At 72.3% G+C, this 15013-nt stretch carries 5 protein-coding genes; 1 reads left to right on the top strand and 4 read right to left on the bottom strand.

Features of this window, described 5'->3' with window-relative positions; all coding sequences use genetic code 11:
- Positions 1-64: 64 nt before the first annotated feature.
- The 3 genes from AB0O00_RS05825 to pulA all read right to left on the bottom strand — a co-directional run bounded on the left by AB0O00_RS05825 (position 65) and on the right by pulA (position 10463).
- Positions 65-1738, bottom strand: coding sequence for a carbohydrate-binding module family 20 domain-containing protein (locus AB0O00_RS05825; protein ID WP_363648862.1), 1674 nt, complete (start codon positions 1736-1738; stop codon positions 65-67).
- 298 nt (positions 1739-2036) lie between these two features.
- Entirely contained in the window at positions 2037-4373 is a 2337-nt protein-coding gene (locus AB0O00_RS05820) for a M4 family metallopeptidase (protein ID WP_363648848.1), read from the bottom strand.
- 582 nt (positions 4374-4955) lie between these two features.
- Entirely contained in the window at positions 4956-10463 is a 5508-nt protein-coding gene (gene pulA / locus AB0O00_RS05815; protein WP_363648847.1) for a pullulanase-type alpha-1,6-glucosidase, read from the bottom strand.
- 328 nt (positions 10464-10791) lie between these two features.
- On the opposite strand from pulA, the gene AB0O00_RS05810 reads away from it, so the two are divergent.
- The gene (locus AB0O00_RS05810; protein ID WP_363648846.1) at positions 10792-11754 is read left to right on the top strand and encodes a phosphatase PAP2 family protein; all 963 of its coding nucleotides are present in this window, start codon (positions 10792-10794) and stop codon (positions 11752-11754) included.
- A 45-nt stretch (positions 11755-11799) separates the two neighbouring features.
- On the opposite strand, the gene AB0O00_RS05805 is transcribed toward AB0O00_RS05810, so the two are convergent.
- Entirely contained in the window at positions 11800-14817 is a 3018-nt protein-coding gene (locus AB0O00_RS05805) for a bifunctional [glutamine synthetase] adenylyltransferase/[glutamine synthetase]-adenylyl-L-tyrosine phosphorylase (RefSeq protein ID WP_363648845.1), read from the bottom strand.
- Positions 14818-15013 lie beyond the last annotated feature (196 nt).

The following is a 15013-nucleotide window of genomic DNA, read 5'->3' as shown; positions in this document are numbered from 1 at the left end:
GCAGGAGGGATCCCCGTCACACCGCGCTGACGCGGCCGACGGGGATCCCCGCACCCGCTACGGCCTACGACCGCCAGGTGTCGTTCAGCGCGACCGTCCCCGAGGAGGGCACCGTTGCCGTCCGGTTCGCGCCGGACTCCCAGGTCACCACCCCGCTCGCGTCCTTGCGGACGTACTTGTACTGGAAGGCGGTGCCGGCCGGCAGCGACAGCGCCAGCGACCAGACCGGGTAGCCGGAGGACGAGAGCGGCAGCGCCTTGGCCGGGTCCCAGCCGCCCAGCGCCGCGTTGTCGCCGACGACGTAGATGTTCTGGCCGTACGAGGTCGTCGCGTTGACGTTGAACGAGGCGCCGGAGACGTTCGTCCCGGGCTGGACGTACAGCGCGACCGCGTCGCCCGCGCCGACCGTCGCGGTGAACTGCCCGTTCGCGCCGACCTGGTACGTCGGACCGGTGCAGCCGCCGCCCGGCTGCGGGTCGCCGTGCTGAACGTCGCAGTAGGTGCCGGCGGGCAGGCCGGTCTGGAAGGTCTGGGTGAGCGCGCCGGTCTCGTGGTTGATCGCGACGTAGCCCTGGTTGCCGCGCCCGAAGGCGATCGCGTTGTTGCCGTCGGACCACCAGTCGGTGACCCCGGTGCCCGCGACCGCGTTGCGGAAGCCGACCATGTTGGCGACCTGCCGCCAGGCGTGGGTGCAGTTCCAGCCGTCCTGGTAGCAGGCGTTCACGGTGCCGCCGTTGGGCGGGCCGTCGTCGTTGCTGCTGAAGGTGTAGCCGGAGTAGACGTTGGGCGCGCCGTACGTCGAGGCGAGCAGGAAGACGTTGGCGAGCGTGTAGGTGTTGCCGTAGGTGTAGTTGAGGGTCGAGCCGTTGCGCTCGGTGTCCCAGTTGTCGATGAAGCTGCGCGCCTGGCCGCTCGGCAGGTAGCCCCAGGAGGCGCCCCAGCCGTTGAGGTTGGCGAGCTTGTCGCTGGTGAAAATGCGCTTGAGGTCGGTGCCGACGCGGAACTCGTCGACGTCGCCGTTGCCGGTGTACTCGGACGGCTGGATCGGCTCGCCGGCGCCGTAGATGACCTCCTGCACCCAGAAGGCGTTGGGGTTGGCCATCTTGGCCTTGATCGCGGCCAGGTCGGTGGCGGCGATGTGCTTGGCGGCGTCGATCCGGTAGCCGTCGACGCCGAGCGAGGCCAGGTCGTCCATGTAGTGCGCGATGGTCTGCTGGACGTACGCGCTGCCGGTGTCCAGGTCGGCGAGGTTGACCAGCTCGCAGTCCTGCACGTTGGTGCGGTCCTGGTAGTTGCTGACCGGCTGGCGGCAGGTGTGGAAGTCCTGGTCCTGGTAGGTGCCGGGGTAGTTGTACTTCGTGTAGACGGTGCCGCCGGTGCCGGTGCCCGAGCCGGCCGTCATGTGGTTGATCACGGTGTCGGCGATGACCTTGACGCCGGCCGCGTGGCAGGTGTCGACCATGTTCTTGAACGAGGTCCGGTCGCCGAGCCGCCCGGCGATCCGGTAGCTGACCGGCTGGTAGGAGGTCCACCACTGCGGGCCCTGGATGTGCTCCTGGGGCGGCGAGACCTCGACGAAGCCGTAGCCCTTCGGGCCGAGCGTGCTGGTGCAGGCCTGGGCGACGGAGTCGAAGCGCCACTCGAAGAGGGTCGCGGTGACGTCCTTGCCGCCGTTGGCGGGCGGGGTGGCATGGGCGGTGGGGGCGCCGAGGCCCGCGGTGAACGAGAGCGCGAGCACGGCCGAAGCGGCGAGCGCTCCGGCCGCGCGGGCAGGCCTGGGGGTCCCCCCGGCCGAAGGCCGGGGGAGGGTGGGGGCGGTGGTGACCACGTCGTCTCCAAGGGGGGCGGCTGGGGTGGGGCAGCCGGGGTGCAGGAAGTTTCTGTAACTTGCCGGAAACTTGCAGCGAACTTAGAGCCGCCGGGAGACACCGTCAAGGCAAGGGACGAAACGTTTCCGCATCAGTAGCCGCACACCGCCGAGAACGACGAGGGCCCGGCAGCCGGATGGCTGTCGGGCCCCGCCTACCGACCCGAGGTCAGCCGGTCTGGATGGCGGTGTCGTCGATCACGAAGCTCGTCTGGTTCGAGGCGTCCTCGGTGCCGGTGAACTTCAGCGTGACGCTCTTGCCCGCGTACGCCGACAGGTCGAAGGTCCGCTGCTGGTAGCCGGCCGCCGCGTCCACGTTGCTGTAGGTCTTCAGCGTGGTCCCGTTGACCGCCACCGTCAGCTTGTCGTACGGCGTCGTACCCGTCTCCGCGGTGTCGATGTGCAGCCAGAAGCTCAGCGTCGCCTTGCAGCCCGCCGGGATCGTCACCGTCTGCGACAGCGTGTCGGTGTGGGTGGTGCCGTAGCCGTCCAGCCACGCCTTCCAGCTGCCACTGTGCGCCGGCTGCGAGGAGCTGTTGTCGATCACACCGCTCGTCGCCGTCCACGGCGCCGCCGAACCCGTCTCGAAGCCCGGGTTGCCGAGCAACTGCGCCGGCGTGCAGCCGCCGCCGGGGCCCGAGACGGTCCAGGCGAAGCTGGCCGTCGCGGTCTTGCCGCCGGCGTCGGTGACCGTGACGGTCGGGCTGTAGTTGCCCGCCGCGGAGGCCGTGCCGGAGATCAGGCCGGTCGAGGAGTTGATCGACAGGCCGGTGGGCAGGCCGGTGGCGGAGTACGACAGCGGCGCGGTGCCGCCCGAGGCCTGGATCTGCAGGTTCACCGAGCCGTTCAGCGCGGTGGACTGGCTGCCCGGGTTCGCGACGCTGACGCCGCCCGGGTTCGGCGGCACCTGGCCGACGTTGATGGCCGCCCACGCGACGCCCACCTGGTAGACCTCGTTGCTGTTCGCGCCGTAGAGGTCGGTGGCCGCGCTGATCGTCGCCGTGCGGGCGGCGGCGTAGTCGGTGGTCGAGGTCATGTAGGCGGTGAGCGCCTTGTACCAGATCTGCTTGGCCTTGTCCCGGCCGATGCCGGAGACGGTGATGCCGTTGACCGTCGGGCTGTCGTAGTTGAACCCGTTGAGGCTCTTCGCGCCGCTGCCCTCGGACAGCAGGTAGAAGAAGTGGTTGGCGGGACCGGACGAGTAGTGCACGTCCAGGTTGCCGACGCCCGAGTACCAGGAGTCGGCCGAGTTGCCGTCCTTGGAGGGCTTGTCCATGTAGCGCAGCGGCGTGCCGTTGCCGTTGATGTTGAGCTGGATGCCGATGAAGTAGTTCGGCGGCGTGGAGGGCAGGTTGGCGTTCCACTCGACCATCTTGCCCATGATGTCGGAGGTGGCCTCGTTGAGGCCGCCGGACTCACCGGAGTAGTTGAGCGCGGCGGTCGCGGCGGTGACGCCGTGCGTCATCTCGTGGCCGGCCACGTCGAGCGCGGTGAGCGGGTGGGTGTTGCCGGAGCCGTCCCCGTAGGTCATGCAGAAGCAGGAGTCGTCCCAGAACGCGTTCACGTAGTTGCTGTCGTAGTGGACGCGGCTGTACGCGCCGACACCGTCGTTGCGGATGCCGCTACGGTTGAAGGCGCTCTTGTAGAAGTCCCAGGTGGCGGCGGCGCCGTACTGGGCGTCCACGGCGGCGGACTCGGAGTTCGAGGCGGTGCCGTCGCCCCAGGTGTCGGAGGACTTGGCGTACAGCGTGCCGTTGCCGGACGTGCCGTTGCTCATGTTGGTCGTGTACTGGCCGCCGCGGGTGCCGTCCTTGAGCTGGTACTGGCCGCCGCTCTGGGTGGTGGTGAGCGGCACGTTGCCGACGTAGACGCCGGTGCCGCTGCCGGTCTCGATGGTCTCGTTCTTGGCGAGGACCTCGCCGGTCGCCGCGTCGGTGACGACGTGCAGGCGGCTCGGGGTGCCGTCGTCGCCCTTGCCGGTGACGACGGTCTCGTACGCGAGCGTCGGGGTGCCCTTGGCGGCGAAGACCACCAGGCGCGGCGCGGCCTCCAGCGCGGCGCCCGACTCGGCGGCCAGCGCGCTCTCCTGGGCCTTCGGCGCGGCGAGCGCGGGGGTGGTGTCCAGGCCCGCCAGGACGGCGTCGCTGGCCTTGGTCACGCCCTTCGTGGCGCCGGCGCCGGTCTGGTGGACGACCAGGTCGCCGCCGAGGACGGGGAGTCCGGCGTAGGTGCGCTCGTACCGCAGGTGGCGGTCGCCGTTCGCGTCCTGGACGACGTCCTTGGTGACCAGCTTCTCCTGGTCGCTCAGCCCGATGCTCTGGGCGAGGCTCGCGGCCTGCTGGTTGGCGGCGGAGATGAGCTGCGCACGGGCGGAGAGCTGCTGGGCGACGACGGACGGCGCGTCGGGGGCGGCCGCCTGGGCGATGACCGGGATGCCGGTCACCAGCAGCGCGGTGGTGGCGGCCATGACGACCGCCGCCTTCCGGGCGTGGGCGTAGCGGGACATGCGGACTCCTTTACCGACCGGCGCGGGTGTGCGCACGGTGGAGGGCGACCTGGGCCGCGGGGTTGCGGCGCAGTGGGGGCCCCCGGCGGCGGTGTGCGCCAGGGGTGCAGCGGTGCTCACAGAGTCAGGTGCAGAGGAGTGCAGGGGGTGCAGCGCGTGCCAAGGTGCGCACGGGGAACTCCGCCGCCGGGAGGGAGAGTTGGGGGGCCCTCGTCGGCGGCAGGGGGAATCGTGACAGCAAACGAGCCATTGATGACAGATGCATGCCACGGTTTGGCCGATTCGAGTCCGCACCGGGCCGTCGCCGACTGCTTCAACTGCGTTACAGGTCAAGACACTTACCACAACGGTTTTCATGAGCACCCGGCGGTTCGACTCCTCCGCACCGGCACTGACCAGCACTCAGGCCGCCGCCGGTCCGCCCGGCCGGGCCGCAGCGTCCGCGGGGCCCGGCACGTCACCATTCCGGCCGTGCCACGGGCCGGTTCCGGCCATGTCGAGCGCCCCCGGGAACGAACCCGGGCCCGGCACCACCACAACGGCGGTACCGGGCCCGGGAGTCGGACGGGAGTCGGACGGAAGTCAGCCCTGGACGTACACCGCCACGGTGCGGCCGGGCACGGTGAACGTGCCGGTCGCGGCGTCGAAGCCGGACTGCTTGACCACCGGGTCCGCACCGCCCGCCTGGACGGGGTGGAGCGCCTGGGCCGTCCCCTTCAGCGCGGCCACCGTCTGGCTCTGCGCCGTGGGCGTGGCGTTGAACACCACGGTGATCCCCTTCGCCGCGCCGGCCAGGCCGGTGCCGTCCAGGTGCAGGGTGATCACCCCGGGCATCTCGCCGGCGGTGCCGGAGAGCGGGTAGGACAACCGCTGCTGGACGTCGGCGAGGGTCGGCAGGGAGAACAGCGGCGAGGACTGCTTGATCCGCAGGAAGTCCTGGAATTGCGCCGTGGTCGCCCGGATGTCGTCCGCGCCGACGGTCAACTTCGGGTTGGCCAGGAGCGATTGGGCAGTCGGCCAGAGCTCCTTGTTGTCGGCCGCCATCGGCAGGCCGCGGCCCCAGCCGTTGCCGTCCGCAGGGCTCCAATGGATCGCGTTGAACCAGTCGCCCGAGTTGTAGGAGTTGGAGTCGAGCGACTTCGAGCGCAGCAGGTCGCTGCCCGCCTGGGCGAAGCCCGCACCCTGGGTGAGCGCGGTGAGCGAGAGCCCGAGGGCCTGCATCCGGGCCCGGTCGGCGGGGGCGGTGCCGGTGGGCAGCTTGTAGGCGAGGGCGTCGAACAGGTCGGTGTTGTCGTGGGCGTCCACGTACTCCACCGCCTCGCCCGGCCTGCTCGCGTACCCGGTCGGGGCGCCGTTGTAGTCGACCTGGGCGCCGGTGACGGCCCTGCCGGAGCTGTCGGTGAACGCGTACCCGGCCAGGTTGCCGGTCAGCCCGACCTTCAGCTGGTCCATCTCGTGCAGGAGGCGCGCCTTCTGCTGGTCGGGGGTGCCGTTGGCGGACGAGCCGTTCGGGTCGGTGTACAGGCCGGAGGCGAAGCCCTGCTGCGGCGCGGAGCCGAGCATGAAGTTGCCGCCGCGGGCGGCGTCGCGCAGCCGGTCGTCGAAGGTCGCGATGCCGGTGCCCGCCATGTTGGCCTGGGTGGCCTGGACGAACCGGGAGTCGTTCGCGACGGTGCCGAAGTTCCAGCCCTCGCCGTAGAGGAAGACGTTCTTGCCGTCGACGCCGTCCGAGTCCGGCGTCATCCTCCCCAGCGCCGCCTGCACGTCGAGCATGGTGGACTTCGGGTCGAGGCCCATCAGGTCGAAGCGGAAGCCGTCGACGCGGTACTCGCGCGCCCACAGCGTCACCGAGTCGACGACGAGCCGGTTCATCATGGCGTGCTCGGGCGCGGTGTCGGAGCAGCAACTGTCCGTCGTCACCTTGCCGTTGGCGTCCAGCCGCTGGTAGTAGCCGGGCACCACCTTGTCCAGCACCGAGTTCTCGGCCTGGCCACTGGCGGCGGTGTGGTTGAAGACGACGTCCAGCACGACGCGCAGCCCGGCCTCGTGCATCGCCTGCACCATCTGCCGGAACTGGACCGTCCGGGCCGTCCCGGTCGAGTCCGTCGCGTACGTGCCCTCCGGCACGTTGTAGTGCAGCGGGTCGTAGCCCCAGTTGTACGCGTCGTCCGCGGCGACGGCCGCCACGCACTCCTGCTGCTTCGGACTGTCCGGCGGAAGGGACTTGAGGTCGCAGGGCGGGAGCTTCTGGCCGGCCCTGTCCTTCGGGATGGACGCGATGTCGAAGGTCGGCAGCAGGTGGACGGTGGTCACGCCGGCCTTGGCGAGGTCCCGGAGGTGCTGCATCCCGGCCGAGTTCGGCTCGGTGAACGCCAGGTAGGTGCCGCGCTCGGCGGCCGGGACGGTGGTGTCCTCGACGGAGAAGTCGCGGACGTGCAGCTCCTGGATCCGCTGCTTCGCCGGCGGGACGGCCGCCGGGACGTTCTGCTCCTCCCAGCCCTTGGGCTTGAGCTCCTTGGCGTCGAGGTCGGCCACCAGGCTGCGCCTGGAGTCGGCGGACAGCGCGACCGAGTACGGGTCGGTGACGGTGTTGACGACGGTCTGCTGCACGGAGGGCGCCCAGACCTTCACCTGGTACAGGTAGTACTTGCCGTCCAACTCGGCCTTGTCGCGGACGACTTCCCACACACCGGTCTCGTCGTCCAGCTTCATCGGCAGCGTCCTCGGGGTGCCCCCGGTCGCGCCGTCGAAGACCTGGACGGACACGTCCTGCGCGGTCGGCGCCCACACCGACAGCGCCACCTTGCCGTCGTAGTACGCCGGCCCGAAGTCGGCCCGGCCGGTGTGGCGGGCGTACAAGTCGTCCAGCACACCGGGGATTTGGACGCCGGTGGCGGCCAACGCCGCGCCGCTCGACAGGTGTTCGGTGAACAGGAGCTGGCTGCGCAGCGCCGCGGGCACGCGCGCGGCGTCCCGGGCGTCCACGGTGAAGGCCCGATAACCCGCCAGGTGCGGGAACTTGGCCTTCTGCGCGTCGGTCAGCCCGCCCTGGACGGGAGTGAGCCGGATCCACCGGCCGGGCTTGGTCAGCACGCCCTTGTCGGCGCGGATGCCGCCCGCGGGGTCGTAGACGAGCTGCGCGCTGGTGCCGCCGGCGAGCGCCGCGTCGGCCGCGCCGTAGTTCGCGGGGACGACGACGGTCCTGGCGTCGATCCACTGCGCCTTGGCGGTGCCGGGGTCCAACTGCGAGGAGGCGGCGGCGTTCTGCGGCAGCAGGTAGCCCTCGCGTCCGCCGAGGATCCAGACCTCCCGGCCGTTGACCGAGAAGTCGAGCGACTGGTCGCCCGGCAGGTCCTTGTCGTTGCCGTTGTGCAGGATGTAGCTGAGGCTGGTCGCCCCGGGGGCGAGCGGCACCTCGAAGACGGCGCCGAAGGCGTCGCGGCGCGCCGGCATCAGCGGCTTGCCCCAGTCGGTCGGGGTGGCGGCGCCGGTCCAGTCGTGCAGGCCCCAGCCGTCGTAGGCGCCGTCGGCCCGGTTGTAGTGGATGACGGCGGTGTTCGCCTGCGGGGTGCCGGCCGGACCGGGGTTCGTGGTGCGCACGGTCGGATCGCCCTGCTTGACCCAGACCTCCCCGGTGCTGCCGACGTCGACGTGCCGGTCGGCGTCGACGTCCTTGACGCCGTCCTTCTCGACGATGAACCCGACGTCCGAGGCGCCCGGCTTGAGCCGCACGTACGCGAAGGCGCCGTACGCGTCCCGGCCGGTGAAGCCGTGCCCGGCCGGCCACTGGGTGGACTCGCCGTCCGCGAGGTCGCCCCAGGCGTAGAGGTTCCAGCCGTCGTAGTTCCCGTCCGGCCGGTTGTAGTGCACGACGGCGTACGGGCGCGCGGTGGCCGTGGGGACGGGCTTGGGCGCGGGGGTGCCGGTGGTGAAGCTCGCGGTGGCGGAGCGCAGGTGGCCGCTGGAGTCCTGCACGACGGCCTTGTACCGCACCACCGTGCCGGGCGCCGCGGCGCCGAGGTCCTGGGTCACCGAGTACTTCCCGGTGTCGGCGGTGCCGAGCGTCTGCCAGGGCCCGTTGCCGACCTGCGCGGCGAACGTCACGCGGTCGAAGCCGCCGTCCGCTTTCGCCCCGATCGTCACGAGCCCGGTCGAGCCGTCCGCGGGCGGCTGCACCGAGAGCTGCGGCGCGGCGGCGACCGGGGCGAGCTTGGCACCCGCCTTGTAGACGACGGACGACAGCGGCGGCACGGTCACGGTCACCTTGCGGTCGGCGCCGCTGGTGAGCCGTTCGCCCGAGGACGCCGCCGGGTGGATCCGGTCGAAGCCCATCCCGGCCGAGAACGTGTCGAGGGTGACGGTCTTCGCCTCGGTGGCGTTGTTGACCGCCACCAGGTACTCGACCTGCTGCCCGGCGTCGATCCGGGAGAACGCGTACACGCCCGCGCCGTCGGCGGCGTACCGCTCGATCTGGGCGCCGTCGGCGAGCGCCGGGTTGTCGCGGCGCAGCTTCGCGAGGCCCGCGATGCCCTGGTAGAGCTCGCCGCCCTGCCCGTACCGGTCGGCCGGTCCCGAGGGGCCGCCGAGCACGCGGTCGGCGTTGTAGGAGGCCGTCCGCGAGGCGAACATGTCCTGCCGGGCGTCCTTGTCGCCGCCCGCGCCGGTGAAGCCCTGTTCGTCGCCGTAGTAGACGACGGGCTGCCCGCGGGTGAGGAACTGCAGCTCGTTGCCGAGGCGGTCCTTCTGCAGCAGGGTGGCGTCGTCGGCACCCGGGTTGTCGGCGACCAGGAAGGAGCCGAAGCGGCCCATGTCGTGGTTGCCGAGGAAGGTCGGCAGCTCGTACGCGTCGGTGTCGGCGCTGGTGTAGCGGTAGTCCTGGGCGTACACGTCGGCGAGGTTCTTCGCCGAGCCGCCCTGCGAGACGTACGAGCGCGCGGCGCCCTGGAACGGGAAGTCGAGCGTGGCCTGGAGCTTGCCCTTGGTGACGTACGGCGAGGTGACCGCCGGGTCGCCGGAGTAGACCTCGCCGAACATGAAGAACTTCTTGTTGCCCTGCTTGGCGGCGAAGTCCTTGAGCGCGGGCGCCCACTGCTGCCAGAAGGCCATGTTGACGTGCTTGACGGTGTCGATCCGGAAGCCGTCCACCCCGGCGTCCTTCACCCACTGCTCGTAGACCTTCTCGAAGCCCTTCACCACGCGGGGGTTCTGGGTGTCGAGGTCGTCGAGCCCGCTGAAGTCGCCCTCGGTGGCGGACTCGCCGACGAAGGTCGAGTCGCCGCGGTTGTGGTAGAGCGCGGGGTCGTTCAGCCAGGACGGCGACTTGGCGGTCGCGTCGGCCGGGGTGCGGAAGACCGGGGTGTAGGGGAACGAGTCCTTGGTGATCCGGGGCCAGGGGGCGCCGGAGTCTGCGATCGCCGTCTCGTCGACCGGGTTGCCGTCCGCGTCGAGCGTCGGGTACGCGCCGGTCGAGCGGTAGGTGTGCTGCTGCTCCGCGTAGTCGATGACGTCGGCGGTGTGGTTGGTGATGACGTCGAAGAAGACCTTGATGCCGCGGGCGTGCGCCTTGGCTATCAGGTCCTTCAGCTGGTCGTTGGTGCCGAAGTGGGGGTCGACCTGGGTGAAGTCGGTGATCCAGTAGCCGTGGTAGCCGGCCGAGGCGTCGGCGCCGGTGCCCTGGACGGGCTTGTTCTTGAAGATCGGCGCCATCCAGATCGCCGTGGTGCCGAGGTTCTGGATGTAGTCGAGCTGCTGGATCAGGCCGGCCAGGTCGCCGCCGTGGTAGAAGCCCTTGTCGGCGGGGTCGAAGCCGTTGTCCAGCCGCCCGCCGGTGATGCCACCGGTGTCGTTGGAGCGGTCGCCGTTGGCGAAGCGGTCGGGCAGGACGAAGTAGAACTGCTCGCGGCTGAGGTCGTGCCGCCCGGCGGTGGCCGCGAGCGCGGCGTCCGACGGCGGGGCGGGCGGGGCGGCGGCGAGGGCCGCGGGGGCTCCGCCGAGGGTGGCGGCGGTCAGTGCGGAGGCCAGCAGGACGGCCGTGCGGCCGGGTCTGCGTCGAGGGGCGCTCCGCCGGGGGCTGAGCGGCGTATCGGCCACTGAGGGCTCCCTTAGGGGAAGGGGCGGTCGAGTTCCCTGGAAGCTAGCGGCCTGCAATATGTTTCAGCAAGATGCAGAAACCGTTTCGTGGCAGGAAACTCCAGCGGCGCGACGGGGGCGCGGGCGCTCCGGGCACCCCGATTACGCGCCCCACACCGGTCGGCGTGACAATGGGACGTATGCCCGTCCCACCGGTAAGCACCAGACCCGACCTCACCCCCTACCCCGGTGGGAGCCGCCCCCTAACCCTCAAGGGGGACAGCCGGTGAAGAATCCACTTCCACAGGATGAGCAGACGGCTACGGGACGTCTGGCAGACTTCTCGTCCATGGGGGAACCGACCGAGATCCAGCAAGCCGGCGCGCGGCGCGCCGACCAGGCGCACGGTGGTGGTTCCGGAGCACGCCCGACCCCGCCCGGCAGCCCGGACGGATCGGCCCGTGCCCCCCGGACCCGCACCGAGGCCCTGCGCGACCGCGTCCGCGACCAGCGCCGCTCCCCGGCCCGGCCGCGGATCTGGTTCGAGCTCTCCCTGATCGGCATCAGCTACTGGATCTACTCGATCGTCCGGAACGCCGTCCCGGAGCAGGCGTCGATAGCCCAGAAGCACGCGAGCTGGATCTGGCACCTGGAGCAGAACCTCGGCATCGCCGTCGAGCGCTCGGTCAACCACGCCGTGGACGGCGTCGGGTGGCTCATCACGGGGATGAACTACTACTACGCGACCCTGCACTTCGTGATCACGATCGGCGTGCTGGTGTGGCTCTACCGCCGGCACCCCGGCCGCTACGTGGCCGCCCGCACGGTGCTGTTCGTCACCACCGCGATCGCCCTGGTCGGCTTCTACTTCTTCCCGCTGGCCCCGCCCCGGCTGATGACCGACGGCGGCTTCATCGACACCGTGAAGACCCACGGCACCTGGGGCTCGATGGCCTCGGGCCCCGCCGCGCACGTCTCCAACCAGTACGCGGCCATGCCCTCGATGCACATCGGCTGGTCGATGTGGTGCGGCCTGGCGATCTTCTTCCTGGCCCGCCGGACGTGGGTCCGGGTGCTCGGCCTGCTGTACCCGGCGGCCACCCTGGTGGTCATCGTCTCCACCGCCAACCACTTCTGGATGGACGCCGTCGGCGGCGAGCTCTGCCTGGCCGTGGGCTTCCTCAGCGCCCGCTGGATCTACCACGAGTGGGTCTACAAGCTGCCGCAGGTGCCCGCCAGGGAGACGGTGGAGGAGCCGATCACCGTCCCCGAGCAGTGGAGCGAGCCGGCCGTCAGCACCGGCCGCCGCTGAGCGCCGAAGATCCGAGAGGGGCCCCGCGAGGGGCCCCTTCCGCGTTCACCCGTAGAACAGCCGCTCGACGACCGCCCGGGCCCGCCGGGTCGTCCGCCGGTAGTCGTCCACCAGCTCACCGCTGTGCCCGGCGCCGTACCCGAGGTAGCGCGCCACCCCCGCCAGCTCCCTGGCCTCCCCGGGGAAGCTGTCCCCCGGCCGGCCGCGCACCAGCATCACCGCCGCCCGCACCCGGGAGGCCAGCACCCAGGCCGCGTCCAGCACCGCCGCGTCCTCCTCGCCGATCAGCCCGGCCCCGGCCGCGGCGGCCAGCGCCGCGCGCGTCCGGGTGGTACGCAGCTCGGGCAGCTCGTGCCCGTGCCGGAGCTGGAGCAGCTGGACGGTCCACTCGACGTCCGCCAGCCCGCCCCGCCCGATCTTGGTGTGCGTGGTCGGGTCGGCGCCGCGCGGCAGCCGCTCGGCCTCGATCCGGGCCTTGATCCGGCGGATCTCCAGCAGGTCCCGCTCCGGCACCCCGCTGCCCGGGAACCGCAGCGGGTCGATCAGCTGCCGGAAGCGCGCGCCGAGCTCCTCGTCCCCGGCCACCGGCTCGGCCCGCAGCAGCGCCTGGCTCTCCCACGCGTGCGACCACCGGCGGTAGTACGCGGCGTACGAGGCGAGGGTGCGCACCAGCGGGCCGCTGCGCCCCTCGGGCCGCAGGTCGGCGTCGACCAGCAGCGGGGGCTCGGTGGACGGCGCGCCGAGCAGCGTGCGCAGCTCGTTGCAGACCGCCTGGGCGGCCCTGGCGGCGTCCTGGTCCAGCGAGCCGAGCAGCGGCTCGTGGACGAGGAGCACGTCGGCGTCCGAGCCGTAGCCGAGCTCGTGGCCGCCGAAGCGGCCCATCGCGATGACGGCGATCCGGGTGGGCAGGTCCCCGTGCTCGGCCTCCCAGCCGGTGATGCAGGCCCGCAGCGCGCCCTGGAGGGTGGCGGCGTTGAGCGCGGTCAGCGCCTCCCCCGCGGTGTCCAGGGCCTCGGCGGGGTCGTCGCCGAGGCGCCCGAGGACGTCCGCGGCGGCCGTGCGGAACAGCTCCCGGCGGCGCACCGAACGGGCGGCGGCGACGGCCGCGGCGGTCGTCCCGGCCCGGCCGACGGCGGCCAGTATCTCCTGCTCCAGGGCGGCCCGGCGGCGCGGTTCCAGGCCCTGCGGGTCGCCCAGCATGGCCACCGCCTCGGGCGCGCGCAGCAGCAGGTCGGGCGCGAGCCGCCCGGCCGACAGCACCCGGGCCAGGTGCTCGGCGGCGGCGCTCTCGTCGCGCAGCAGGCGCAGGTACCAGGGGGTGCGGCCGAGCGCGTCGGAGACCTGGCGGAAGTTGAGCAGCCCGGCGTCCGGGTCGGCCGAGTCGGCGAACCAGCCGAGCATCACCGGCAGCAGCGTGCGCTGGATCGCCGCCTTGCGGCTGACTCCGGAGGCGAGCGCGGTGAGGTGGCGCAGCGCGGCGGCCGGGTCCGCGTAGCCGAGCGCCTCCAGCCGGGCCCGGGCCGCGTCCGGGCTCAAGCCGGCCGCGCCGGGCGGCAGTTCGGCGACGGCGTCGAGCAGCGGCCGGTAGAACAGCTTCTCGTGCAGCCGCCGGACCTCGACGGCGTGCCGCTTCCACTCGCGCTGCAGCGCGGCGACCGGGTCGGTCCTGGTGTCGCCGTTGATCAGCCCGGCGAGCGAGCGGGCCAGCCGGCGCAGGTCCTCCTCGCCGGTCGGCATGAGGTGGGTGCGGCGCAGCCGGTGCAGCTGGATGCGGTGCTCCAGCGAGCGCAGGAAGCGGTAGGCGGTGTCCAGCGAGGCGGCGTCGGCCCGGCCGACGTACCCGCCGCGGGAGAGCGCGGCCAGCGCCTCCAGGGTGTTGCCGCTGCGCAGCGCCGGGTCGGTGCGGCCGTGCACGAGCTGGAGCAGCTGGACGGAGAACTCGATGTCGCGCAGCCCGCCGGGGCCGAGCTTGAGCTGGCGCTCGACCTCGGTCGCGGGGATGGAGTCGACCACCCGGCGGCGCATCTGCTGCACGTCGGCGACGAAGTTCTCCCGGGTGGCGGCCTGCCAGACCATCGGGGCCAGCGCGTCCACGTACGCGGCGCCGAGCTCGGTGTCGCCGGCCACCGGGCGGGCCTTGAGGAGCGCCTGGAACTCCCAGGTCTTGGCCCAGCGCTGGTAGTACGCGACGTGGCTGGCCAGGGTGCGCACCAGCGGCCCGTTGCGGCCCTCGGGGCGGAGGTTGGCGTCCACCGGCCAGATGGTGCCCTCGCCGGTGGTGTCCGAGCAGAGCCGGGTGAGCGCGGCGGCGAGCCGGGTGGCGGCCTTGACGGCCTCGTGCTCGCCGACGCCCTCACGCGGCTCGGCGACGAAGATGACGTCCACGTCGGAGACGTAGTTGAGCTCGCGCCCGCCGCACTTGCCCATGCCGATCACGGCGAGCCGGCAGGCCGCGGCGGCCTGCGGGTCCTGCTCGGCGGCGAGGTCGAGGGCGGTCTGCAGGGTGGCGCCGGCGAGGTCGGCGAGCTCGGCCGCCGTCTGGGCGAGGTCGGTGGTGCCGGAGAGGTCCCGGGCGGCGATCGCGAGCAGGCACCGGCGGTAGGCGACGCGCAGCGCGTCGGCCGGGCCGCGGCCCCCGTCCGTCCGGACGCCCTCGGCGAGGGCCCGCCGGAAGTCCTCGGGCCCCGGGTGCATGTCGCGCAGCTCGAAGGTGACCAGGGCGTGCCAGTCGTGCGGGTGCCGGGCGAGGTGGTCGCCGAGCGCGGTGGAGGCGCCGAGGACGCCGAGCAGTCGGTCGCGCAGCGGCTTGGAGGTGGTCAGGGTGTCGCGCAGGGTGTGCCGGTCGGCCCCGTCGGCGGCCTCCAGCAGCCGGGCGAGGCCCAGCAGGGCGAGGTCGGGGTCGGCGGTGGCCCCGAGCGCGTCCAGCAGGACCGGGTCGTCGGCCAGGCCCTCCAGGCCGGGCCCCGTCAGCAGTCGGACCGCCCGCGCGGGATCGGTGAACCCGCGCCGCACCAGCCGGATCTCCGGCCGGCTGACCCGGCTCCCGGCCCGCTGCTCCTCCACCGTCGTCGTCCTCCCGGCCGCCCAGTGGCCCACGCGGTCACGCGGTCCTGGACCTACCTTCCCAGGAGCCGGTCCGCCCGCGCCACGGGGGCCGTGGCGCGGGGGGTCGACCCGGTGTCAGGCGCGCGCCCGCATCCCGGTGACCAGGTGGCAAAGCCGTGCCCACAGCAGGACCCAACCCGGGGCGGCGGCCCCC

The sequence above is a fragment of the Kitasatospora sp. NPDC093558 genome, from assembly GCF_040683475.1.
Classification (GTDB): domain Bacteria; phylum Actinomycetota; class Actinomycetes; order Streptomycetales; family Streptomycetaceae; genus Kitasatospora.
This window is presented reverse-complemented; position numbering and strand designations above follow the sequence as displayed.

Excerpts from the sequence above, each read along its gene's own strand:
- AB0O00_RS05820 (WP_363648848.1), bottom strand. The coding sequence starts at position 4,373 with ATGTCCCGCTACGCCCACGCCCGGAAGGCGGCGGTCGTCATGGCCGCC.
- AB0O00_RS05810 (WP_363648846.1), top strand. The coding sequence starts at position 10,792 with ATGGGGGAACCGACCGAGATCCAGCAAGCCGGCGCGCGGCGCGCCGAC.